The organism is Pseudomonas sp. TMP9, assembly GCF_037943105.1.
Taxonomy (GTDB): Bacteria; Pseudomonadota; Gammaproteobacteria; order Pseudomonadales; family Pseudomonadaceae; genus Aquipseudomonas.
In genome coordinates, this window is sequence record NZ_CP149803.1 from 702,740 (window position 1) to 725,427 (window position 22,688).

Below are 22,688 nucleotides of genomic sequence, written 5' to 3' on the forward strand. Positions count from 1 at the left end.
GTAATCCGGGCGTTAAGCGACAGTCAATCGCCCCCGGATTGCGCCAAGGCTTATCCGGGCTACTGGCTACTCCGCTTGTTTTGCCGCGGCTTGCCACAGCACTTCATCAATCCCTTGGCGTTTGGCGATCACGCGCGCCGCTACGAACAGCAGGTCTGACAGTCGGTTGACATAGGCCAAGCCAACGTCGCGAATCGGCTCCACGGCATTTAGGTGTTGGCAGCGACGTTCTGCGCCGCGTGCCAGGCTGCGGCATATGTGGGCTTGGGCGATTAGGCGCGAGCCGCCGGGCAGGATAAAGTTTTCCAACGGGCCGACCTCTTCGTTCCAGCGGTCGATAGCCGCTTCTAAACGCTCAATTTCCGGCACCTGCAAGGCTTGATAATCGGGCATTGCCAGTTCACCGCCGAGGTCGAACAGGCGGTGCTGGCAGGGTGCTAATACGTCGATCACATCATTCAGGCCCGGGCACTGCGGCGCGTGCTCGGCCAGCTCAGCCAGCAGCAAGCCAAGGTGGCTGTTCAGCGTGTCTACCTCACCCATGGCGTCTACGCGCGGGTGGTCTTTGGTCACGCGGCGACCATCAGCCAAGCCCGTTTCGCCGCTGTCGCCAGTGCGGGTGTAAATTTTTGAGAGTCGGTAACCCATATTCAAAGACCTGTAGTGAGATAAGGGGTGGTCAGCGGTAAGCGCAGGGTGAAGCAGGTGCCATGGTTCAATTTGGACTGCACTTCCATCTGCCCTTTGTGGTTATTGGTGATGATGAAGTAGGAAACAGACAAGCCAAGCCCGGTGCCCTGGCCGACTTCTTTGGTGGTGAAGAACGGCTCAAAGATGCGCTTGCGCACCGACTCGGGCATGCCGTCGCCGTTGTCTTCCACTTGGATTTCCACCCACGGCCCAGCCAAGCGCACTCGCAGAATGATCTGCCCAGGCAATGTGTTGTCACGGCGCTGATGAATGGCTTGGGCAGCGTTTTTCAGCAGGTTAAGCAGCACCTGCTCCAGTTCGTTGGCGGTGGCTGGCACGGGGGGTAGGTCAGCTACGAATTCGCGTTGGATGCTTAGGCTCTTGAAGTCAAAGCTTTCGGTCAGGTCGAAGTCATTGCCGGCGATTTCCACTGCTTGGTCGATCAGTGCGGGTAAGTGACACGGGGCCAGTTGGCGATCACTGCGCCGGCTAAAGGTCAGCATATGGCTGACGATCTTTGCCGCGCGGCTGCCAGCCTGCTGGATGCCATCAAGCAGGCGCGGTATCTCTCGGGCCTGCAGGTAACGATCGATGGCTTGCAAGCTGATGCCCGTTTGCTCAGCCTGCACGCGGTTTTTTTCCAGCTCCAGCGATAGACGTCTGCGGATGTTTTGCACGTTGTGCAAGATGGCACCGAGCGGGTTGTTGATCTCATGCGCCATGCCAGCGGCAAGGCCGCCGACCGAGAGCATCTTCTCTGATTGCACCATCATCTCTTCGAGGTTAAGCCGCTGGGTGATGTCGTCGATACGGATCACCACGCCTCGGCCACCGCCACCGGTCAGTGGGTAGAAGGTCAGCGCAAAATGCAGCGGTTGTTCGTTACTGCCCCAGGTCACCCGCTCAATTTTTTCCACTCGGTGCTGTTCGACGGTACGTTTTAGCTGCGGCAGGAAGGGTTTAAGCGGCGCGAAGGCGAGAAAAATCGGCTGATTCAGTGCTTCGTCTAAACGGGTGCCAGATAGGCTGCTGGCTTCTTGATTCCACTGGGTGACGTAGAGCTGTTCGTCGAGGGCGATCAGCGCGGAGGGCATGGAGTCGATGATGCTGTTGAGGTAATTCTGGAAACCGGTGAGCTTGCGCTCAATCTTGCTACGCACCTGCACTTCCAACTCCAGCTTGCGGTTGGAGTGGCGGGTTTCCTCGGCTAAGCGCTGGGCCTGGTCAAAGGCTTGCTGGGCGTCGTCACGGGCACCTTTGAGCTGTTGTTCGCGGGCCTCAATGCGCACCAGCATGGTGTTGAATGCGTCGGCCAAGCTGCCGATTTCGTCGCGATTACCGCGCCGTGCGCGTAGGGCGTAATTTTCTTCACGGGTGACTTGGCGCGAGAGTTCCTCAAGGCGACGGATCGGTCGAGTAATCAGGCGGCGCACCAGGCGCGAGACAATCAGCCAGAGCACGACGCTCAGCGCTAGGATGACTAGGCTGGCGGTCAGCGTACCGGTGTAGAACACCCCCGGCAATTCACTGGAGGCCACCAGCAAAAGATGACCGGGCTTTCCTGTGAGCTGCGGCAGCTCGACCAGTTGGTTGATACGGAACTCTTGATGGCGCCACGATTCGACCTCTTCAATGCGCATCGGTAAGCCGAGTTTGGTGCCGCGCTGCAATTGCGCCAGGCTTTGCCCGTCGGCGTCATAGATCATCGCAGCGCGCAGGGGTGCGTAATCATCTAGGCGCTTGAGCAGAGCTTTAGCCGCCGCTGGCGAGCTTAAGGCGTCGGCACTCAGGGGCGGGCTGGCAATCAGCCGGCTCAGGGTGTGCATGGCTTGGGGCGCGACGCTTTCCTGGGAGATCCAGTAGGCCGCGCTAATAAAGGCCAGGTTGGCCACCAGCAGCACGGTTGCCAGCAAAGCCAGCAAGGCGACCAGCAGCTTGCGGCCAACCGGAAGATTTTCAAGGCGTTGACGCAGGGGCATGGCAGGGACGGTCGGTGATGAGCGTGCGGGCAGGTTAACGCGCAGTTCAGTGGCGGGGCAATCCGCGTGCGTCGAGGTGCGCCTGAAGTTGGTCGTGCAGGGCGTTTATGTGCGGCAGTTGCAGGTGCTGACGCTGCGCGGCGTTACACGCGTAACCTAATAAGTAGGCAATTTCGGTGCGCCGGCCTTGGCTGACATCTTGGTGCATGGACGAATAATTTGCCGCGGTGGCAAGGATTACCCGCATTACCTCGTCATGCAGGTTCGCTGCGGCCGCACTGTGGCCGCAGCGCTGCAGCAGCTCAACCAGTTCGCCGCTCAAGGAGGCCACCTGCACCGGGTGTTCACTCAGTCCGCCATTGCGACAGTCATGCAGCACGGTCAGCGGGTTAATGGCGCAGTTCAATGCCAGCTTGCGCCACAATCGACTGAGGATATCCAGGCTCCATTCATGGGCAATCCCAGCCGCGCGTAAGTCCGCCAGCCAAGCGGGCGGATGCAGGTCAAGCGGGTCGCCGAGCCAGGTGTGGCCGTGGCCGGCAAACACCACCTCGAAGTCGGCCTGGCGAAATGCGCCTTCAGTGCTGGAGGCAAAGATGCAGCGCGCAAGAGGCGCTGCGCGAGCAACCTCGTCTTGACTGCCGAGGCCATTTTGCAACAGCACAATGTCAGCGCCGCGAGTCAAGCGCGGGGCTAACTGGGCCACCGCAGCCGCAGCGTCATAGGCTTTACAGGCCAGGAGCAGGCGTTGGATCGGTTGCGCATGATCGGCTGTGTGTGCGGCGATGGCGTAGCGTTGCGCCTGACCGTTCTCAATCAAGGTCAGGCCGCCAGCCTGTCGGTAGCTGAGCAGCCGCTGTTGGTCACGCAGGATCAGCTGAACCGGCACGCCAGCCCTTGCCAGGCGTGTCGCCCAGAGGGTGCCAAGGCTGCCCGCGCCGAGGATATGCCACATGCCGCGCGCCTTAATGCGGTAACGGCAGACGCAGGGCCGTTACCCGGCCGCTGCTGTAAGATTCCGGCAGCAAGTTTTCGGCGAGTTGGTTGATCTGCTCTGGCGTGCAGGGCAGGCCTTTGGCGTCGAGGCCGATTAGGCTGATCCCGGCTTTGAGGCTGATAAAGCCTTCGCTGGTTTTAAAGGCTTTAAGGTTGATGCCGTCATGTAAGCGCTTAAAGCTGCTCGGCGAGCACTCTTGCAGGTCAGCCAGCAGGGTGATCAGGCCAAAATGATTTTCATCCACGCGCACCAGTACATCCAGGGGTCGCACCAGTTGCTGCAGGCGGCGGGCTACGCCATTAAGCAGTTCGCTGAAAAAGACGTCGCCATGCTGCTGATGTAGGGTGCGCACGTCCTGTAAACCGATCAGCAGGTAACACAGGGCGCCACCGCGTGATTCAACTTGGCGCAGGCTGTCGAGCATTTTTAGGTGCAGATAACGGTTGTTGCCCAGACCAGTGAGCGGGTCAACCAGGTTGCGCTGCTCCAAGCTGGTGATGTTTTCGATGAGCAGGCGATTCTCTTGCAGCTGACGTTGCAAGGTGTTGCACAAACGGTCGGCGGCGAACACTCGCGGCACCAGTTGTTCGTGCATGGCGGCTTTACTGATGAAGTCATCGACGCCGCTGTCGAAGGCTTCACCCAGCACGTTTTCACCTTCCTTGCCGGTCAGCAGGATGACATAGGTGTAGTGATGAGCCATTTCATCAAACTGACGCACTTTCACTGTCAGCTCTAAACCATTCATCTCCGGCATCAGCCAGTCGGCCAATAAGACGCTGGCGGCGCGCTGCTCAAGCAGTTTGATGGCTTCGGCAGCGCTGCTGGCAAAACGTACGTCCAGATAGCCCGCCTGGGTCAGGGCGCGCCCGATCATGGCGCTGGAGAACTTGGCGTCATCGACGACCAAAATACTCAGGTGGGGGTTGGGCATGGGCAGACTCGCTCGGGGAAATCACATGGGCCCGTACATCGCCGGGCAGTGTGTGTAGCTACCGCTATATAATGGCTGGGTTTTTTCATCGTCAAGCTAGGTGTGCCCCATTCGTGATGCGGGGCGCGCCGTTTATCTGGAGTGAGCCCATGCCCTCGTTCGACGTGGTGTCCGAGTTGGACAAACATGAAGTTAGCAACGCTATCGATAATGCCGTCAAAGAGCTGGAACGTCGCTACGACCTTCGCGGTAAAGGCAGTTTTGAGCTGAAAGAGCTGACTGTCAATCTGACAGCCGATGCGGATTTCCAGCTGGAACAGATGGTTGAGATTCTCAAGCTCAGTCTAGTTAAACGCAAGATTGATGTGCAGTGCGTCGAGTTTAAAGATGCCTATGCCTCCGGTAAAAGCGTTAAGCAGGAAGCGACACTGCGTGAAGGTATTGAAAAAGACCTGGCAAAGAAAATTGTGGCGCACATCAAAGACAGCAAACTGAAAGTTCAGGCGGCCATCCAGGGCGAGCAGGTGCGCGTTACCGGCAAGAAGCGGGATGATTTGCAAGAGGCGATGGCCGCATTGCGCAGCAAAGACTTTGGTATGCCGCTGCAGTACAACAACTTCCGTGATTAATACTGGGGTTTGAACCTTGCCGTCGAACAGGCGTCGCAACAGAGTTGATACTGCACCACCGCCACGGCATGCCGTGGCGTTTTTTTTAAAGCTTACAAGGATTAACGCATGGATATGAGTGTTGAAGAATTAGTGAAAATATCGGAAAGCTGGCTGCCGGTTGTACTGGAATACAGTGGCAAGCTGACCTTGGCCTTGATGACCTTTGTCATTGGTTGGTGGCTGGTCGGCAAACTCACCCGCAGTATTAGCCGCCTGCTTGATATGCGTCAGGTGGATCGTGTGCTGGGCAGCTTTATTGGCAGCTTGGTCAGCATCGTGTTGAAGATTTTGCTGCTGGTCAGCGTGGCGTCGATGATCGGTGTGGAGACCACCTCTTTTATCGCGGTAATCGGTGCTGCCGGTTTAGCCATTGGCCTGGCGTTGCAGGGCAGCCTGGCTAATTTCGCCGGTGGTGTATTGATTATGCTGTTTCGCCCGTTTCGCGCCGGCGACTGGATTGAGGCGCAAGGCGTATCAGGCAGTGTCGACAGTATTCAGATTTTCCATACCACGCTGAAAACCGCGGATAACAAAGTGGTGATCGTGCCCAACGGCAGCCTGTCGAATGGTCATATCACCAATTATTCACGCGAGAGCACGCGGCGCGTTGAGATCAACGTGGGGATCGATTACGCCAGTGATATCAAACAAGCCCGCGATGTACTGCTGGCTATTGCCCAGGACCCTCGGGTAAATCGCGACCCTGAGCCGGTGGTGTTTGTGACGGGCTTAGGCGACAGCGCGGTCAATTTGTCGCTACGAGTGTGGGTGGCAACAGCAGATTTTTGGCCAGTTACGTTTGCCTTTACCGAGCTGGCCAAAGAGCGCCTGATTGAAGTCGGCATTGGCATCCCGTTCCCGCAGCGGGTGGTGCATCTGGTGCAGCAAAACAGTTGAGAGCGGCCGCGCGTTAGCGGCGAGCCGCTGCATGGAGTATTTCGAACGTGCGGCCCATCACTTGTTGATAATGACCGACTAAGGTTTGCCAGTCGGTTTGATCCCAAGGCGAATGGCGCCGCAGTTGCAGCATGTCGTGCAGTGCGGCTTGCTTGCGGGTCGGGCGGCGGCGTGATTTTTCCAAATCGAGTAAGGCTATTTCGCAACAGGTCGTTGTGCCCTGTGTTTGGGTGCGCACAAAGATATGTTTTGCATACAGGCAGCCATGCTGCCAGCGAGCGTTGTGCAGCTTTGCTAAGCATCGCCCGATCTGTTGCAAAAGTTGTTGGTGGAGGGCGGCGTCGTCATGCTCGCGCGCCTGGCGTAAATACCATTCATCGAGAGGTTGAAACCCCTCCAGCGCCTTAGTCACAAGCATGGCGCGCCAGCCATCGGTGCCGTGTTCTGCGGCGCAATAAACAATTTCCGGAACGGTCACCCCAGCTTTCCTCGCGCCGAGCAACGCATCACGTTCGCGTAATACGGTTGGCCGCCCCCAAGGGTGAAGCAAGCTGCGGTAGGTGTGCCCAGTCTGTTTTTTCGCATACAGCAATTGGTCGTGCTGAATGATGCGCTGAACACCACTGCAACCACCGCGACGTTCATTGGGCTCCTCCACCCATTCACCTTGAAGTTGCCACCAACTATCGAAGCTCACGGGGTCGGTGGAGCGGCTGGCATTTCTCGACGCTGGGTCCATGGTCTGCCCTTATTCAGGTCTCAGTCGGCAGCAACTCCTACGTTTTACAGTGGTAGGTCGCTCGCTGAGAATTTTTATAGTGGTTCCGATACGTTTACAGCGTTGCTGTCTCCAGCCTGCGGTCGCTCACGGCGCCATTGGAAAATGATCAGAATCAACGTAGGGATGCCCAGCAAGGCGGTGATCAGGAAGAACTGAGCGTAGCCATAATTTTCCACCATGACCCCGGAGTAACCCCCAATCAGGCGCGGCAACAGCAGCATGATTGAGCTGAGCAGGGCGTACTGGGTGGCGGAAAACTTCAAGTTAGTCAGGCTCGACAGGTAGGCGACGAAGGCTGCAGTCGCCAGCCCGGCGCTAAAATTGTCGGCGGAGATGGTCACGATCAGCATCTGCAGGTCAGCGCCCATACCGGTCAGCATCAGGAACAACAGATTGGTCGCCGCCGATGCAGCGCCACCGATAAACATGATCGGCAAAATACCGAAGCGCACGATCAGCAAACCGCCGAAACCAGCACCAATCAAGGTCATCACTAAGCCGAACAGCTTGCTGACGCTGGCGATTTGATCCTTGGTAAAGCCTTGGTCGATATAGAACACGTTGGCCATTACGCCCATCACGGTGTCCGACATGCGGTACGTGGCGATCAAACCCAGCAGCAAAAAAGCCTGCCAGCGATAGCGCACAATAAAGTCGTTGACTGGCGTCAGCACTGGCGCCAAACCGCGTCGGCCCATGGACGAGAGGCACAGCGCGCTGAGGATGGTGTAGAGCAGGGCGCGCAACAAGGCGCGGTCTTCCAGCAGCAGATCGAGCAAGCTGGCTTCGCCGTTGACCAGTCTGGCAAAGTCGGTGTTGTAGAACTGGGTGAACATGGCCGGCACCGACACCAGCAGCACAATCAGCACCAGCACCGAGGCAATCTGATGGCTAAAGCCATAGCGTGTAGCGGCTAATTGAGTGCGCAAGGGCACATCCGGCTCGCGCATCCAGAGGCTGGTCAGCAGGCCGGGCAGCATCAACAAGGCAAATAGCAGGTAGGTACCGGCCCAAGCGCCATGCTGATAGAGCAGGGCAGTAGAGCCAAAACCTTCGGCAAAATACAGTGCACCGGCAGTGGCTAATAGCGCTGCAACCCGGTAGCCGGCCATATAGCTGGCCGCCAGCGCGGCCTGACGAGTGTCATCGGCGATTTCCAGGCGGTAGGCATCGACGGCGATGTCTTGTGTGGCGGAGGCAAAAGCTACCAGCACGGCCAAAGAAATTAGCCAGGTCAGGTGGGTTTGCGGGTCACACAACGCCATCCCGGCCAGGCCGATGGCGATTAAAATTTGTGACAGCACCAACCACGAACGTCGCCGTCCCAGCTTACCCAGCAGCGGTAAGCGCCATTGGTCGAGCAGTGGCGACCACACCCATTTAAAGGCATACGCCAACCCGATCAGGCTGGCAAAGCCAATGGTATCGCGTGCCACACCGGCTTCGCGCAGCCAAACCGAAAGGGTCGAAAACACCAGCATGTAGGGCAGGCCAGCGGCGAACCCTAACAGGAGCAGCACCAAGGTTGAGGGGCTGGAGTACGCAGCTATGGCATCACGCCAGCTTTTACGGGGCATTGAAGGGGTATCAGCCTGATGTTGGTCGGACAAAGGGCGCACTCTAACCGCTGTGCTCTATCGGGCGCCAGCCATAGCGCGGCATATCCACCCGTTCGTTATGGATTGGCACGCCTTCCTCACATAAACGCCTGCGTTGCTCGGCCCCGGAGAGGCTGTCGGCAGTCAGGCTGAGGCGTCCGCCGGCGCCTATCACCCGGTGCCAAGGCAGCGTACTGCCTTCGGGTAATTGGCTCAGCCTGCGGCCAACCCAGCGGGCTGCACGGCCCAGGCCCGCATAGGCGGCCAGTTGCCCGTAGCTCACCACGTAGCCTGTCGGCACGTTAGCCAGCACGGCATAGAGAGCCGTTTGCCGCTCGGCCTGGCTTGCTGTCGACTGGCCCCGCGCGGCATGCTGCGCGTCTTGTTTTGGCTGGCTATGCGGTTCTTCCATCATGTTGCTACGTACCCTGGTTTTTGTACTGATAACGGCCTTGAGTGCCCCGGTTTGGGCGGATACGGTGTGGTTGAACAATGGAGACCGCCTCAGCGGTGAGATAGTTCTGCTTGATGGCGGCAAGCTTGCGTTAAAAACCAAATATGCCGGGCAGGTGCTGATTGCTTGGAAGGATATCGACACCCTGCGCTCGGATAAACCTTTGTTGATGCGCCGCCAGGGTCTCGACAGCGAACACAGCAACCAACTGGAAGCCGCAGGTAAGGGCATGGTGCGGGTCATCAGTGGCAGCACGCAAACCGTGCCACTGGCCAGCATCAAACGGTTGATTCCTCCGCGAGCGGTACTCCAAGACCGCTTCTGGGAGGGTAATCTGGACGCCAAACTGGATATGAAACGCAATGACGACCACATCGATGAGTGGAAGCTCAAAGGCAATACGCGCTTAGAACACGGCCGCTGGCGTCACGTGCTGGGCGGCGAGCTGGAGCGCAAGGTCAAGAACCAAGTGCAAACCGCCGATAATTGGCAGCTGGAATACGACCTCGACCGCTTTATCACGGACCACTGGTTCTGGCGGGTCGGTGCTGAGCAAGATGAGGATGAATTTGCCTTTCTAACCAGCCAGCGTTCACTGGGCAGCGGGCCGGGTTATCGCTTTTGGGATAACGAATTGGGCCGCTTGGACGTGATAGGCCAGTTCAATCGCGTGCGGCTGGCAACAGCTGACAATCAGTTAGCCTTCAATACCTATTCGCTGTCTTGGGATTACAAGCGTTTGCTCTGGGGCACTCGGTTGGAGTTTTACAGCACGGCTGAGCTGCAAGTGCCGGCTATCAAGCAAATTGACTATGTACTCGACAGTGAAATGGGCCTGCGTTTTCGTTTGAATGACTGGGCGCGGCTGTCGTTGTTGTATGAGCTGGACCAAGCGCGCGGGCTTGGCCAAACCAGCAGCGAGCGGCGTTATTTGTTGGGGGTGGGCGTCGGCTGGTAAGGGGAGATGGGTGAACTCACGGTGCTTCTGTCGGTCTGTGCTTGCTCTGGCGTCGTGCTTACGGATAATGCCCGACCTTCCGCGAACCTGAAGTAGATAAGCCTTTCTTATGTTTTCCAAAACCCTGTTATGCCTAGCCCTTTGTGTGGCTGCTACTTCTGCGTTGGCAGATACCGTTTGGTTAAAAAACGGTGACCGCTTGAGCGGTAAAATCAAATTTTATGATGGTCGCAAGCTGGTGCTGGCAACTGACTACGGCGGCGCGATTGCCCTCAACTGGGACAAGATCGCCACCCTTGAAAGCGATCAGGAGCTGCTGATTAAAGAAGGCGCCGTCACCGGTGAGCGGGCCAAATCGCTGCGGCCCGCCGAGCCCGGCAAGGTCACGCTGGTTAATGGAGACGCACCCAAGACCATTGAGTTGGCCAGTATTGAGCAAATACTCAAACCCAAGCCCTTGGTTGAGGACTTGGTGTGGAGGGGCAATATTGATGCGGCGCTGGACTACAAACGTGCGGATCGCGACACCGATGACTATGACGTTAGCCTGAAAACCCAGGCGCGGCATGGCCTTTGGCGGCACCACGCCGAAGCGGAATACAACCGTGAATTCCAAGATGAAGTGGTCACCACGGACGACTGGAGTGCTGAATACGCGCTTGACCGATTCGTGACTGAAAAATGGTTCTGGCAGGGGCGCTTGGAGTACAAGCGTGATCGTATTGAAGAGGTCCGTCGCCAGCGTACTCTCGGCACCGGTCCGGGTTATCAGTTCTGGGACAACGAGTTGGGTGCCTTCTCCGTGGGCGGATTGCTGAACCGCTCGGACTATGAATATGACAATGGTGAGCGTGACAACTTCTATGCCGTGAGCATGAAGTGGGACTACAATCGCTACTTGGTCGGCAAGAGTGTCGAGCTATTCAGCGACGGTGAAGTGGGTAAACCGCTGGCCAACGTGGCGGATTACACCTTTGATGCCACCCTTGGGCTGCGTTACAAACTGACCGATTGGGCCTCATTAAATATGAAGGCTGAGAAGGATCTGGTCAGCGGCGCCGAAGGCGACCTGGACGAAACTCGCTTTAGCTTAGGTTTCGGTATTGGCTGGTAACCCTTAGCCCGCGTAAAAAGACCCAGCGCTCGCCAAAAATGCCCCGAACCAGGCAACGTTAGCCTACGCAGCCCTGCAGATCCGTGCTGCATGAAGTGAAGCCCAACAGGCAGCAGAGGCCTCGTTGGGCTTTATCGTTTGGGCTCCCTGGCGGCGTCTTAGCCGACCGTTAATCAGGGCTAAAGCAACGGTTGGTTGTTTGCAGATGTTTGCTGAACAGCGTGGCCGGTTATTCGCTTTTTAGACTTCTCGCACTTGCGCCTTAGCGGTTTTCTGCATCCTTGCGGCACTGCTGCTGCAGGGCGAGCCAGCCGTCAGTGCCGAGCTTTTCCAGGGTGTCGATATTGGCCGCGAAAATCGCCTGCGGATCTGGAAACGCGGCGACAGCGCGGTCGATACTGGCTTCTCGCAGAATATGCAGGGTTGGGTAAGGTGCGCGGTTGGTGGCGTTGCTGACATCCTCAGGGCGGGTGTCAGCAAACTGGAACTGCGGGTGGAAACTGGCCACCTGCAGAGTGCCGCTGTAGCCAAGATCGTCGAGGGTATGATCGACCACCGCGAGAAAATCATTGAAGTCGAGGAAGTCATTCAGCGCGGCGGGGTGGATAAGCAGCGTGGTGTCGGTTTCACTTGGCGTGCAGTTAGCGAGGGCGTGCAGCTCCTCGATCAAAGCGCTGAGCACTGCTTCAGGCTCTGCGCTGGCGCACAGCACATAACGGATTTGCCCTTTGACCTGCACCGCCTTGGCGAACGGGCAGAGGTTCAAGCCAATCACGGCGCGATCGACCCACGCGCGGGTTTCGGCAATAACGTGGGCGGCGCTGGGGTACGTGTTCATAGCAGTGGTAGCTCGGCAAAGTGGGCGGTGTGCAGTTTACCCTTGCGGCGACCTGCAGGCACGGCGGGTGAATACGCACACAACGTTGCCAGAGGTGCTGTGCAGTTAATGCGTTAACGCAAAGTGACCGCCCGACCGCGCTTGAGGGTACCGCAGGTACTCAGGTCGATAGGGCCAACAAACGGGTTGCCGTGACCCATCACGCACCCTACTTTTTGGTTGCGCCAGCGCTCCCATTCGCTCACCGGGTATTGGCGGTTCCAGGCTTCATAGGTGCGCCGATCGAGTGTGGACAAGCGCAGCCTGTAGTGGTCGGCCATGTACAGATAAATACGCGCCGAGGGGCCGCGGGCCGGCTCCGGCGGCATGGCAGTTTTGGCCTTAAAGTTCACCACCATGGGGCAGGCGCCATAGTGCTGCGGTTTATCGCTGAGCATGCCAAGGGCGTAATTGGAACGGTCGCCATTCACTTCACCCACGCTCGGCACCACGTTGTGCAAGTCGGCTTCGGCGGCTTTAAAGGTAGCGTCGTTGCGCGCGCAGTTCTTGCGGCCACCGTTCTGCCAACATTGGCGTTGATGGCCAATCACCCAAGCCGGTACCACGTGCTCCCATTCAAGACGTGCGGCTCGCCGTTGTTGTTTGCGCACCTTATAACCGCAGCTGTCGAGGTCGACGCGGTTACCGTTGAAGGCGCAGTCGCAATAAAAGGTGTTGGGTCGCTCGGCATACAACTGCCAAGCAATTTTCTTCGCGGCGTTAAAAGTTTTCGGGGCATCGGCAAACGTGGGCAGGGCCACTAACAGGCAAATCAGTCCAAGCAGGCGCGACATGAGCAACTCAGCAGCAAAAAAGCTGCGGATCATACCGTTTAAAGCGCTCTGGAGCGGGCCTTTTCAGCCTATACAAATGAATGGTGGCGCAGCTTTTACCACGGCTACTCTTTGTTAGTAGTCCACTTGAACGTGCACCGCTAGGTGCTTGATTACGCTGAAAGTCATGCCTTTGGGCAGAAAAACTGGTCAATCTGAGTTTTGTTGCTAGCGTTACCCCATCACACCGCAGCGGATGACCTCCTCTGATGAGCACCGAGCAGCAGTTAGCGCCGTTACAAAACCACAGCCATGCAATGGCCAATTTGGCTATGCCGATGGGCCGCAGGGTTAAGCTCGGGTTGCTGCTGGTTACACTGCTGGCGGTGAGTGGGTGCTCCACGCGGCAGGATCATCAGACCATCATCAGTAACCAAAGCCCGGTTAAACCCAGCGAATTCTTCCAGAGCCATGCTGACCGTATGGCGACCTTGGGCATGCGTAATAACCTCAACAGCCTTTACCGCTTGATGGACAAGCTGTACCTGCGCAACCCACGGGAGTGGCGCAAAACCGGTTTAGCTGACGTGGAGAGCGTGAAGCGCGCTGTGCATCGCGCGGTTGAGTTGGGCCAGCCGTTGCCCCAACTGGGCGGGCGTACTGATGTCGCGGCGCTGGGCTATGCCTTGAGTGCCGAGTACCAGGGTGACCGTGTTGGGGCGTTTATTTATTCGCTGGCGAGCACACTGATCACGGCCCATGGCGGGCGCACCGAGTATTACCTGAGTGACACGCTGGACCCGCAGTTTATCCATAACGCCGCGCGTAACGTTGAGAAAGCCAGCTGGATGCTCGCGCAACGCACCGACGCCGGCGGCAAGCCTTGGCTGCTGTCCAATGAGATATCCGCCGAGGAACGTAATCTCAGTTACGCCGTGGAATTTGGCAAAATTGTGGCGCGCCTAGACCTGCTCACCGATGTGCTGAATGAGCGCTACCGGCGCATGGGCGTGAGCTACGCCCAAGGGTTGCTGTTTATAAATTTCCTGCCGGTGCAGTAAACGCCGACTGACCCTTTGCCGCGCACCGGCACGTATGAGTGAAGCTGATGCGGCGCTGCACGCACCTGCTTCTAATAGCCTTCTTCAAGACGCTTGGTGCCTTGCGCGTTGGCTGCTTCGATCTGTTGTTTGAGTTGTTCGGTCTGCTGCTGCAGCTTTGCTGCCTGTTCGGCTTGCAGGCTGGCGGTTGCGGCTGTTTCGCCCAGGCCGCAGGCGCTGAGCAACAGCGTGGTCGATAACAGGGTGAGGGTCAGGCTGCGCATAGTGGCTCCGGGAGGGGTGGTGGTTGGATGATTTATTGCCAGCGCTGGTAAATAGCATCCAAGGCGCCAGCCTGCCTTAAACGTGCCAACGCCGCTGCGAACGCGTCGGCACGCGCGTGATCGCCTTTGTTAAAGGCTACATAACGCGGCATCTGCACCAGCGGCTTGGCCAAGATGCGCACGCTTTGCTCGGCGCGTTGTTCGTGCACGAAATACAGCAGCTGCAGCCGGTCGCCGACAATCACATCAAAGCGCCCAGCCAACAGCATCGACACCAGTTGACGGGGATTCTGCGCACTGCTGTCGCGGCGCAGGTCGGCTTTGTCGAATGCCGACTGGTAAGCGTAACCGCGCACTTGACCGACGACATAGGGCGACAGGTCGTCAAATTCGGCCCAATCGGTGAGGTTGGTGTTAAGCGAGGTCATAAATACGGTGGAGCCCGAGCGCAGCGGCCCCACCAGTTGGTATTGCTGCATGCGCTCCGGTGTGCCGGCGAACTGAAAGGCCATCACCACCTCGTTGCGGTCGAGCATGCGCTTGACCCTTTCCCACGGGTAAAGGCGCAGGGTGAAGGGGATCTTGGCTTCGGCCATCACCGCTTGCACCAGTTCGACATCCAGCCCACGCGGTTGGTTGTCCTCAAGGGTGACAAAACTATAAGGAGCGAATTGCTCGTCCCCCGCCACGTTCCAGCTCTCGGCTGCTAACGCGCAAGGCATCAGTAGCCACAAAAATAGCGCAGCGATACGCATAAAGACCCCTAATTTTCGAGTTTAGAGAGCAGTGTGCTCACCACTGATGCTAGCCAATGCTGTGCGAGGCTGCACGCTCGCTAGATATTTCTCGGCAGGGCTACAGAAAAGCTTCAGCAGAAAAACCTCGGCGTGGCGCACTGAACGCGGTCAGCGCGCTTAGACCTTACGCACGAACTCAGATTTAAGCTTCATCGCGCCGATGCCATCGATTTTGCAGTCGATGTCGTGGTCGCCGTCGCATAGGCGGATGCCTTTGACCTTGGTGCCGACCTTGACCACTAAAGATGAGCCTTTGACTTTCAAGTCTTTGATCACGGTGACGGTGTCGCCGTCCTGCAGCACGTTGCCTGCTGAATCCTTGATCACCTTGGCGTCATCGGTTGCTTCAGTTGCTGCATCGGCCGACCATTCATGGGCGCACTCGGGGCAGATCAGCTGCGCGCCGTCTTCATAGGTGTATTCGGAGTTGCATTTTGGGCAGGGCGGCAACGTGCTCACGGCGGGTCCTTGGTGGGTCTATAAGTAAAGGCCGTACAGTGTATAGGGTTTTGCGCTGTTGGTTTTTGCCAGCAGGTGCGCTGTGTGCGCGTGGCTGATGCGCCAGCGAGCTTAAAGTTGGATCAGCGCGCTGGCAGTTGCGGCCAGTTAAGAATGCCGCGGTCATTAAAGCGCCAAGTGTCGAACAAACCGCCGGCCAATTTGCCACGCAGCTCGAAGGGGAGGCCTTTGCCGTCCTGATAGCCGGCTGCGCCCCACGCTTGGCGCAGCGCCGCATAGGCGCTGAGGCTGACCGGAACGTGCAGGATGGTTTCGCCATAACGCGGTACTTGGCCGCTTTGGTCGCTGACGCCGCTGAGCAGTGGTTGCTGGTTGACCTCTAACTCCAAGGCGACGCCATCGAAGTTGATGGGGCTGGCGTTAGGGTTTTGCACGCGCAATTTAACCGCGAAACGCATTTCCAAGCCTTCACCCGGCAAGTGTTCAATACCAACCAGTTGAATCCGTAAGGGGTCACGTGGCCCTAAGGTGCTGCAGGCGCCTAGCGTAAGCAGCAGGCTGATAAGCAGCGCGCGCGTGAGTGTGCGGGGAAGGGGGTTGGCCATGCTGAGGCTCCACTGCTGAATAGTCACAGTAGAAGACCCCGATAAAGCGATTATTACGCCGCAGGGGCAAAAATAAGCATGGCCAAGGCTTTGCACAAGGAGTGCCCGCCAGCCTGCAGTTGCAGGCGCTGGCAGTCATAGCAATGGATTAGAAGTGGGCGTTAACCAGCAGGTTGGCGGTGTTCTGGTCGGTAGCGCCAACAAAGTTATCGCTAACAAAACCGCTGTCTTCGATGCCGTACTGGTCCTTCCAGTAGTCGTACTCAATGCCGACGTACAACTGCTTCTCGCCCCAGCTCATGGCTTTGCCTAGATCGTATTTGACCTGCGGGTTGAAGTGCAGGTTGGCGTGGTAGCTGTTGTCGTTATCGACGACCCAGTGCATAAAGCCGTCGATAACGATATCGGATTTGCCCACTGCGATTGTGTAACCCCATGCCGGCGTAATCTGCCAGACACCACTGCCATCGCGGCCACCGTCGGTTTGACGGTGGTAGAAATTCAGCGAGAAATAATCGAAACCGGGGATGGCTAGGTCGAAGCCTGGGCCGATCAGGTAAGCGTCAACGTCGTCTTCACCGAACTCATAGGTGGTGGCCAGCAGCACGTCCTTGATCGGGCCGAACGCTAGCGTGCTGTTGAGTAGTTTACCGAACGACAGGCGTGGCGAGAACTCACCATAAAAGCCATGGCCGTCCCCCGCGCCATTGGCCGCATCGGTGTTGTATTTAATGCCATCGACGAAAAAGAACAGGTCGCCAGCGCTCTAGCCGCTGGCGTGCTCGAAGGTCACGGTTTGCTGAATTTCGGGGTCGACCTTGAAGTTTTCACCGTATAGATAGGTCAGGCTGTTGTTCTGCCACTGCAACAAATCGCTCACCACGGCCCGACCACCCGCCAGCAGCCCAGCGCTAAAGAGCAAAGAGTTCGGTTCGTCGCTAGGTACTCGAAAAATGCTGAATTATCGTTTTGCATCCGCCTGAGTGAGCAAGCGGCAGGTGTTTGAGCAAAAGACGAAGGCCTGCATGCCGCAGGCGAGGTCGCGCAAAGCGGCGCGGGCCGCACTTTAGTGATTTACCTAGGAATGTAAAGCCATCGGGTGCTGGGAGCGGAGCTAAAGGACAGTTTTGTCCTTTGGCGGCGGCGCCAGCTAGCCCTGCTGGGGTGCAGTGCCGGCACGACGCTTAACGGGTTTGCGCGGCGGTTTATCGCTGCTGGACACATGCAAGTAAGACATCACGCTTTCGGTCAGCTCGGCGGCCAGTTGCACCGCCTCTTTATTGCGCGCCATCACGCCGGCGACCAGACCTTCGATCAGCGCCAGCACCGAGGTGTTGGAGCTGATCAGCACCGGGTGGTCTGCCGGGGCGAACAACGCATGCTTGGCGATGGTGGTTAGCGGCGAGGCGGGCGAATCAGTGATCGCCAGCACGACCGCGCCGCGCTCGCTGGCAAAGCGCGAAAGCTGCAGCGTGTCGAGGGAGTAGCGCGGCAAAGAAATCGACAGCAGCACATCATGTTCAGTGATGGTCGCCAGGCGGTAAGCGGCATTTTCGTTGCCACCCTCCATGCTCACGGCCGTGGCATCGGCGCAGAAGGGGACCAAGTTAGCGGCCGCTAAGCCGGCCATATAGGCGCTGTTGCCGAAGCCGAGAATGTAGATTTTGCGCGCCTGGATTAGGCAACTGACGAAGGCCTCAAAGGTGTCTGCACTGTTATTGGCACCGGTGGTGGCCAGGTTGCTGCTGGCGATTTGCACTTGCTCATGCAGGCCAAAGGCGCCATCGGGGCGGTGGGCCAGTTCATTGCGCAGCTTATCCACCGGCGACACCATTTGCTGCAGGGTGCACAGCAGTTCGGCTTTCAGCCCGGTGTAACCGCCCAGGTCGATGGCCTTGGCCAGACGGTTGACTGCGGCCGGTGAGGTGGCTGTTGCCACCGCCATTTCCTCGATGGTCAAGGTCGCGGCTTTCAAAGGGTGACGCAGGATAAAGTCAGCCACCTTACGCAGCGAAGGCTGCAGGTGCGGGGCGATTTCCGCCAGCTTGCGCATCACTGGAGCGGCGTAGACGGTTAGGTTCTTGGCAGAAGTCGGCATGGATGGGCTTTCAGCACGTTGAATGATCGGGCGTACGCGCCGGGTTGAGGCGGTTCGGGGTGATTGCGCCTGAAGTGTATCCGAAGCCGACTGCAGCTGGAGCACTGCGCGCGGTTGGTTTGGCCGAGGGCTTTATTTCAGGCTGCCGGCCAGAAACTGCTGCAAACGCTCGGATTTGGGCTGGGCCAGCACCTCACGCGGGCAGCCACTTTCTTCAACGCAACCCTTATGCAGGAACAGCAACTGGTTAGACACCTCGCGGGCAAAACCCATTTCATGGGTTACCACCACCATGGTACGGCCTTCTTGGGCCAGGTCCTGCATGACCTTGAGCACCTCGCCAACCAGTTCTGGGTCTAGGGCCGAGGTCGGTTCATCGAACAGCATCACCTCCGGCTCCATCGCCAGGGCGCGGGCGATGGCCACGCGTTGCTGTTCGCCACCGCTCATGTGCGCGGGGTAAGCATCTTTGCGGTGCGCCACGCCGACTTTCGCCAGGTAGTGTTCGGCTTTTTCCCGTGCGTCCTTTTTGCTCATGCCGAGGACATGCACCGGCGCTGCCATGACATTGTCGAGGGCGCTCATGTGCGACCACAGGTTGAAGTGCTGAAAGACCATGGCCAGGCGTGAGCGCATGCGTTGCAGCTGCTTAGTATCGCTGGCCTTGAGCGCACCGCTGGCGCGGTTTGGTTGCAGTTTTAGCTGTTCATTGTTGAGCAGGATGCGGCCGCTGTGCGGTTGCTCCAGCAGGTTAATGCAGCGCAGGAAGGTGCTCTTACCTGAGCCGCTGGAGCCGATGATGCTGATCACATCGCCCGCCTTAGCCGTCAGGGAGACGCCCTTTAGCACCTCATGGCTGCCATAGCGTTTGTGCAGGTTGTCGATTTCTAAGGTGTACATAGCAACGGGCTCTCTTATTTTTAGTCGGTAAGCAGGCGGCCTTGGCGAATCGGTTGCGTGCCGGCGACTTTGGCCAGCCAAAGGCCGGGCTGGGCGTAGCGTAGACGCTCGCGGGCATAGAGGATTCCTGACGTGGTGGCGTGCACCACCGAGTGCTGATCGCTCAGCGGGTCGATCACCTCAAACAACGGGTCACCGACCTCTACCTGCGCGCCCAGCGGTTGCAGAAAACTCACCACGCCAGGGTGTGGTGCATACGCGTATTGCGCGCCGGCAAAGGGTGTGGCTGCGCAGCAGGCGAGGGGCGCCGGCGCCCAGTCACCGCTGATCAGGCCTTGGTCGGCGAGAAAGCCCAGAATATCGTCGGCACTCTGCTGCGCTTGGTCGCGGTCGGTGTCGGCCATGCCGCGCAACTCAATGGTGGCGGCTAGGCAGGCCAGAGGGATGTTGGCCTCAGGGTGACGCTCAGCTAAGCGTAACCAGGTGACGGCGCAGGCTTCATCGAAGGAGTTGCCGCCGCTGTCTTCAGCCAGCAGAACCGCACCGGCGCGCAAACGGGTAGCCAATGATTTTAGCTGAGGCCAGTTTTGCGGTAGGGCATAGAGCAGCATGATTGACTCAAAATCACAGTGCAGGTCGAGCACCACATCAGCGTCGCAAGCGTGCTGCAGCAGTAAGCGGCGCAGGCCGTCCAGCTCTGATTTAGCGGGCGGCAATGCGCCAATGGCCGCGCGCATCAGGCGGCGAATTATCCTCACGTTGGCCTGGGCATCGTCACCCAGTTGACCTTCAAGCTGTGGCGCAATCAGCTCGGCCAGTGCGGGAAAGTCGCGATTGAAGTTCTGCCCGCTGGCCAGATCAAAACGGCCTTGGTGAGTGGCCTGAAACATCTGCCCCAGGCCAATCGGGTTGGCCACCGGCACCAGTTCGATCACCCCCTGTAAACGGCCCTGTTGTTCTAACTCGGCCAGGCGCTGTTTAAGTTCGATCGCCACGCGCATGCCGGGTAATTCATCGGCATGCAGAGCGGCCTGGATATAGGCCTTGCGTGGGCCACTGCCATAACGGAACAGCGACAGCCGTCTCTCCGTTCCCGCCGTGCTCCAGGGCAGTTGGTGTTGAATATGTTCCATGGGTTTCCCTTAGTTCTTGCGCGGGGCCAGGTGGACCAGCCAGCGGCCTTCGGCCAGTTTGAACAGGCGCACCAAAATAAACGTCAGCGCCAGGTAAAACAGCCCGGCAGTGATAAAGGCCTCGAAGGGCATGTAATAGCGGGCGCTGACGGTGCGTGCCGCGCCAGTGATGTCGATCAGTGTAACGATCGAGGCCAATGAGGTTGTGTGCAGCATCATGATCACCTCATTGCTGTACTGCGGCAGCGCCCGGCGCAAGGCTGAGGGCAGCAAAATACGCCGGTACAGGGTAAAGCGCGACATGCCCATGGCCCGCGCCGCTTCGATCTCGCCATGGGGCGTGGCTTTGAGGCTGCCGGCGAGAATTTCCGCACTGTAGGCGCTGGTATTGATGGCAAACGCCAGGCAAGCACAGAAGGTGGCGCTGGAGAAGTACGGCCACCACACACTCTCACGCACCGCCGCAAACTGCGCCAGGCCGTAATAGATGAGGAACAGTTGCACCAACATTGGCGTGCCGCGGATTACATAGGTGTAAAGCCAAGCTGGAGCGTTAAGCAGCGGCGAGCGCGACACGCGCAGCAGCGCCAAGGGGATGGCAAAGGCCAAGCCCAGCGCCAGAGCAATAATCAGCAGTTTGAGGGTTACCAGTACGCCACCAGCATAAAGCGGCAGGCTGTCGGCTATAACTTGGAAATCGAGCACGTTAGAAAGTCTCGCTTAGAGTTCGGCCAGGCGGGCGCCCACGCAATAGCGTTTTTCCAGCAGGCGCAGGGCCAGCAGGGAAACCGTGGTCAGCAACAGGTACAGCGCGGCCACCGCGAGGAAAAAGGTAAAGGGTTCGCGGGTGGCGTCGGCGGCATTTTTTGCTTTGAACATCATGTCCTGCAAGCCCACCACCGAAATCAGTGCGGTGGCTTTGGTCAACACCAACCAGTTGTTGGTAAAACCGGGGATGGCAAAGCGGATCATCTGCGGCACTAAAACGCGCCAGAACACCTGCATGCCACTCATGCCGTAGGCTGCACCCGCTTCAGCCTGACCTTTGTCGATGGCCATAAAGGCCCCGCGAAAAGTTTCCGAAAGGTAGGCGCCGAAAATAAAGCCCATGGTGCAGACCCCGGCGATAAACGGGTTGATGTCAATGTAGTGGTGGTAGCCGAGTAACGGCGCCACACGATTAACCACATCCTGGCCGCCATAGAAAATCAGCAGAATCAACACCAAATCAGGAATGCCGCGAATAATCGTCGAGTAGCCTTCGCCGAGCAGTGCCAACCACCTCAGCGGGGACAGACGAAACGCTGCGCCGACAAGCCCTAGGGCAATGGCCAAGGTCATGGAAGTCAGGGCCAAGCTGAGGGTCAGCCAAGCGCCCTCGAGAATGGTCGAGCCGTAGCCGTGGAGCATGGTGGGTTCCTCACGCTTAGGCCGAATGGCCTGCGCTACAACGAGAAAAAGTGCCCCGTTGGGGGCACCCGCCGTTTATCAACAGTGCTTACTTGCCGTAAATGTCGAACTCGAAGTACTTGGCCTGCACATCCTGGTAAGTGCCGTTGGCGCGGATCGCGTCGATAGCAGCGCTGATGCGTGCTGCGTTTTCGCTGTCGCCTTTGCGCACGGCGATGCCGGCACCGTTACCGAAGTACTTCGGGTCGTTGAAGTCCGGGCCGACTAGAGCAAACCCCTTGCCAGCGTCAGTTTTGATAAAGCCTTCATCGATATTGATGATGTCCGCCAAGGTGGCGTCTAAGCGGCCCGAAACCAAGTCAAGGAAGGCTTCGTTCTGCGAGGCGTAACGCACAACGGTGATACCGGCTGCCTCAAATTGATCAGAAGCAAAACGATCATAGGTGGAGGCGCGTTGCACCCCAACTTTCTTACCTTTGAGGTCGACCAGCGGGTCATTCACCACGCTGCCAGCCTTCATGGCCAGCTTGCCGGGGGTGTGGTAGTACTTTTTGCTGAAGTCCACCGACTTCAAGCGGTCTTCGGTGATCGACATGGACGACAGTACCGCGTCGACCTTGCGCACTTTCAGCGAGGGAATCAGGCCGTCGAATTCCTGCTCGACCCACTGACAAGTGACCTTCATTTCCGCGCACAGGGCATTGCCGATGTCGTAGTCAAACCCGCTGATATTGCCGTCTGGGGTTTTAAAGGCGAAGGGCGGGTAGGCCGCCTCGATACCGATGCGCAGAGTGTCCTGGCTGGCGAAGCTTAAAGAGCTGGCGACGCTGAGCGCCAGTGCGCCGAGAAGTGCGATCTTGTTCATTTTATTGACTCCTGAATGGGGCGTTTGGGTGTGGGCCAACCACTAGGTTGTGGTTCGCGGTCAACGGGTGCTGCTTGTAGCAATGGTCTCGTCAAAAGGTGAGGCGTTCAACCTGAAGCCTTGTGAGCTTCTGTGGGGTCAGACCGGGCAAGGTGGCCAAGCCCGGCGTCTCAGTGAGCTAGTTTGTGACATGTTTATTTTCATAAAGCTACTAATTAGAAATATTTGTGTCAAATGAGTTTTACCGGATCAGCGGTTGAAACCTGTCTAGAACGGCGTTTACCTGCGGATAAAGTTTTTTCTGCGCCGTCTGCGCGGGTTGACCCAGCCGTTAAAAGCTTGATCGGGTATTCCTGTTGGTATATAAATTTTCA

Annotated in this window: 24 protein-coding genes and 1 pseudogene; 5 read left to right on the forward strand and 20 right to left on the reverse strand. The window is 58.0% G+C overall.

Annotated elements, in window-relative coordinates; all coding sequences use genetic code 11:
* Nucleotides 1-66 precede the first annotated feature (66 nt).
* From WF513_RS03380 to WF513_RS03395, 4 genes are read right to left on the reverse strand one after another with little or no spacing between them, the layout of a single operon-like run.
* Nucleotides 67-648 (reverse strand): cob(I)yrinic acid a,c-diamide adenosyltransferase, encoded by a 582-nt coding sequence (locus tag WF513_RS03380; RefSeq protein ID WP_339081448.1) that lies wholly within the window; start codon nucleotides 646-648, stop codon nucleotides 67-69.
* Nucleotides 649-650: 2 nt separating this feature from the next.
* Nucleotides 651-2,669: an ATP-binding protein gene (locus WF513_RS03385; RefSeq protein WP_339081450.1), complete on the reverse strand. Its 2,019-nt coding sequence runs from the start codon at nucleotides 2,667-2,669 to the stop codon at nucleotides 651-653.
* Nucleotides 2,670-2,715: 46 nt separating this feature from the next.
* Complete coding sequence (locus tag WF513_RS03390) at nucleotides 2,716-3,624, reverse strand: putative 2-dehydropantoate 2-reductase (protein ID WP_339081452.1); 909 nt, start codon at nucleotides 3,622-3,624, stop codon at nucleotides 2,716-2,718.
* A 10-nt stretch (nucleotides 3,625-3,634) separates the two neighbouring features.
* Nucleotides 3,635-4,600 carry a response regulator gene (locus WF513_RS03395; RefSeq protein ID WP_339081454.1) on the reverse strand — a complete coding sequence of 322 codons (966 nt, stop codon included), beginning with the start codon at nucleotides 4,598-4,600 and terminating at the stop codon, nucleotides 3,635-3,637.
* Nucleotides 4,601-4,749: 149 nt separating this feature from the next.
* Between WF513_RS03395 and WF513_RS03400 the strand changes: the two genes are divergently transcribed.
* The gene (locus tag WF513_RS03400; RefSeq protein ID WP_339081456.1) at nucleotides 4,750-5,229 is read left to right on the forward strand and encodes a YajQ family cyclic di-GMP-binding protein; all 480 of its coding nucleotides are present in this window, start codon (nucleotides 4,750-4,752) and stop codon (nucleotides 5,227-5,229) included.
* A gap of 108 nt (nucleotides 5,230-5,337) precedes the next feature.
* Nucleotides 5,338-6,168, forward strand: coding sequence for a mechanosensitive ion channel domain-containing protein (locus WF513_RS03405; protein WP_339081458.1), 831 nt, complete (start codon nucleotides 5,338-5,340; stop codon nucleotides 6,166-6,168).
* A 13-nt stretch (nucleotides 6,169-6,181) separates the two neighbouring features.
* On the opposite strand, the gene WF513_RS03410 is transcribed toward WF513_RS03405, so the two are convergent.
* The 3 genes from WF513_RS03410 to WF513_RS03420 all read right to left on the reverse strand — a co-directional run bounded on the left by WF513_RS03410 (nucleotide 6,182) and on the right by WF513_RS03420 (nucleotide 8,962).
* Complete coding sequence (locus WF513_RS03410) at nucleotides 6,182-6,907, reverse strand: lipopolysaccharide kinase InaA family protein (RefSeq protein WP_339081460.1); 726 nt, start codon at nucleotides 6,905-6,907, stop codon at nucleotides 6,182-6,184.
* Nucleotides 6,908-6,981: 74 nt separating this feature from the next.
* A complete protein-coding gene (locus WF513_RS03415; RefSeq protein ID WP_339081462.1) occupies nucleotides 6,982-8,526 on the reverse strand; it encodes an AmpG family muropeptide MFS transporter in 1,545 nt (514 codons plus the stop codon).
* Nucleotides 8,527-8,569: 43 nt separating this feature from the next.
* Entirely contained in the window at nucleotides 8,570-8,962 is a 393-nt protein-coding gene (locus tag WF513_RS03420; RefSeq protein ID WP_339081464.1) for an MGMT family protein, read from the reverse strand.
* On the opposite strand from WF513_RS03420, the gene WF513_RS03425 reads away from it, so the two are divergent.
* Together WF513_RS03425 and WF513_RS03430 are read left to right on the forward strand one after the other, a co-directional pair.
* Nucleotides 8,961-9,959, forward strand: a complete 999-nt coding sequence (locus WF513_RS03425; protein WP_339081466.1) for a DUF481 domain-containing protein — start codon at nucleotides 8,961-8,963, stop codon at nucleotides 9,957-9,959. The two genes, WF513_RS03420 and WF513_RS03425, sit on opposite strands and share 2 nt — an antisense overlap.
* Nucleotides 9,960-10,068: 109 nt before the next feature.
* On the forward strand, nucleotides 10,069-11,073 hold the full coding sequence (locus WF513_RS03430; RefSeq protein ID WP_339081468.1) for a DUF481 domain-containing protein: 1,005 nt from the start codon (nucleotides 10,069-10,071) through the stop codon (nucleotides 11,071-11,073).
* A gap of 262 nt (nucleotides 11,074-11,335) precedes the next feature.
* Here WF513_RS03430 and WF513_RS03435 read toward each other — a convergent pair whose 3' ends face one another.
* Together WF513_RS03435 and WF513_RS03440 are read right to left on the reverse strand one after the other, a co-directional pair.
* Complete coding sequence (locus WF513_RS03435; protein ID WP_339081470.1) at nucleotides 11,336-11,911, reverse strand: DUF1415 domain-containing protein; 576 nt, start codon at nucleotides 11,909-11,911, stop codon at nucleotides 11,336-11,338.
* 113 nt (nucleotides 11,912-12,024) lie between these two features.
* Entirely contained in the window at nucleotides 12,025-12,744 is a 720-nt protein-coding gene (locus WF513_RS03440; protein WP_339081472.1) for an endonuclease, read from the reverse strand.
* Between the two features lie 296 nt (nucleotides 12,745-13,040).
* On the opposite strand from WF513_RS03440, the gene WF513_RS03445 reads away from it, so the two are divergent.
* Entirely contained in the window at nucleotides 13,041-13,784 is a 744-nt protein-coding gene (locus WF513_RS03445) for a hypothetical protein (protein ID WP_339083395.1), read from the forward strand.
* A gap of 71 nt (nucleotides 13,785-13,855) precedes the next feature.
* Here the strand turns inward: WF513_RS03445 and WF513_RS03450 are convergent, their stop codons facing one another.
* From WF513_RS03450 to WF513_RS03500, 11 genes and pseudogenes are all read right to left on the reverse strand, one after another.
* Nucleotides 13,856-14,047, reverse strand: a complete 192-nt coding sequence (locus WF513_RS03450) for a hypothetical protein (RefSeq protein ID WP_339081474.1) — start codon at nucleotides 14,045-14,047, stop codon at nucleotides 13,856-13,858.
* Between the two features lie 32 nt (nucleotides 14,048-14,079).
* On the reverse strand, nucleotides 14,080-14,802 hold the full coding sequence (locus tag WF513_RS03455) for a transporter substrate-binding domain-containing protein (RefSeq protein WP_339081476.1): 723 nt from the start codon (nucleotides 14,800-14,802) through the stop codon (nucleotides 14,080-14,082).
* A gap of 159 nt (nucleotides 14,803-14,961) precedes the next feature.
* Nucleotides 14,962-15,303, reverse strand: a complete 342-nt coding sequence (locus tag WF513_RS03460; protein ID WP_339081478.1) for a zinc ribbon domain-containing protein YjdM — start codon at nucleotides 15,301-15,303, stop codon at nucleotides 14,962-14,964.
* 122 nt (nucleotides 15,304-15,425) lie between these two features.
* Entirely contained in the window at nucleotides 15,426-15,908 is a 483-nt protein-coding gene (locus WF513_RS03465) for an LEA type 2 family protein (RefSeq protein ID WP_339081480.1), read from the reverse strand.
* A 148-nt stretch (nucleotides 15,909-16,056) separates the two neighbouring features.
* Nucleotides 16,057-16,830: pseudogene (locus WF513_RS03470) on the reverse strand (outer membrane protein OmpK).
* A gap of 228 nt (nucleotides 16,831-17,058) precedes the next feature.
* Complete coding sequence (locus WF513_RS03475; RefSeq protein WP_339081482.1) at nucleotides 17,059-18,006, reverse strand: MurR/RpiR family transcriptional regulator; 948 nt, start codon at nucleotides 18,004-18,006, stop codon at nucleotides 17,059-17,061.
* Between the two features lie 132 nt (nucleotides 18,007-18,138).
* A complete protein-coding gene (locus WF513_RS03480; RefSeq protein WP_339081484.1) occupies nucleotides 18,139-18,906 on the reverse strand; it encodes an ATP-binding cassette domain-containing protein in 768 nt (255 codons plus the stop codon).
* Between the two features lie 20 nt (nucleotides 18,907-18,926).
* The gene (locus WF513_RS03485) at nucleotides 18,927-20,039 is read right to left on the reverse strand and encodes a succinylglutamate desuccinylase/aspartoacylase family protein (protein WP_339081486.1); all 1,113 of its coding nucleotides are present in this window, start codon (nucleotides 20,037-20,039) and stop codon (nucleotides 18,927-18,929) included.
* 9 nt (nucleotides 20,040-20,048) lie between these two features.
* Nucleotides 20,049-20,744, reverse strand: a complete 696-nt coding sequence (locus WF513_RS03490) for an ABC transporter permease (protein WP_339081488.1) — start codon at nucleotides 20,742-20,744, stop codon at nucleotides 20,049-20,051.
* 15 nt (nucleotides 20,745-20,759) lie between these two features.
* Nucleotides 20,760-21,449 carry an ABC transporter permease gene (locus WF513_RS03495; protein WP_339081490.1) on the reverse strand — a complete coding sequence of 230 codons (690 nt, stop codon included), beginning with the start codon at nucleotides 21,447-21,449 and terminating at the stop codon, nucleotides 20,760-20,762.
* A gap of 88 nt (nucleotides 21,450-21,537) precedes the next feature.
* Entirely contained in the window at nucleotides 21,538-22,314 is a 777-nt protein-coding gene (locus tag WF513_RS03500) for an ABC transporter substrate-binding protein (RefSeq protein WP_339081492.1), read from the reverse strand.
* Between the last annotated feature and the right edge of the window lie 374 nt (nucleotides 22,315-22,688).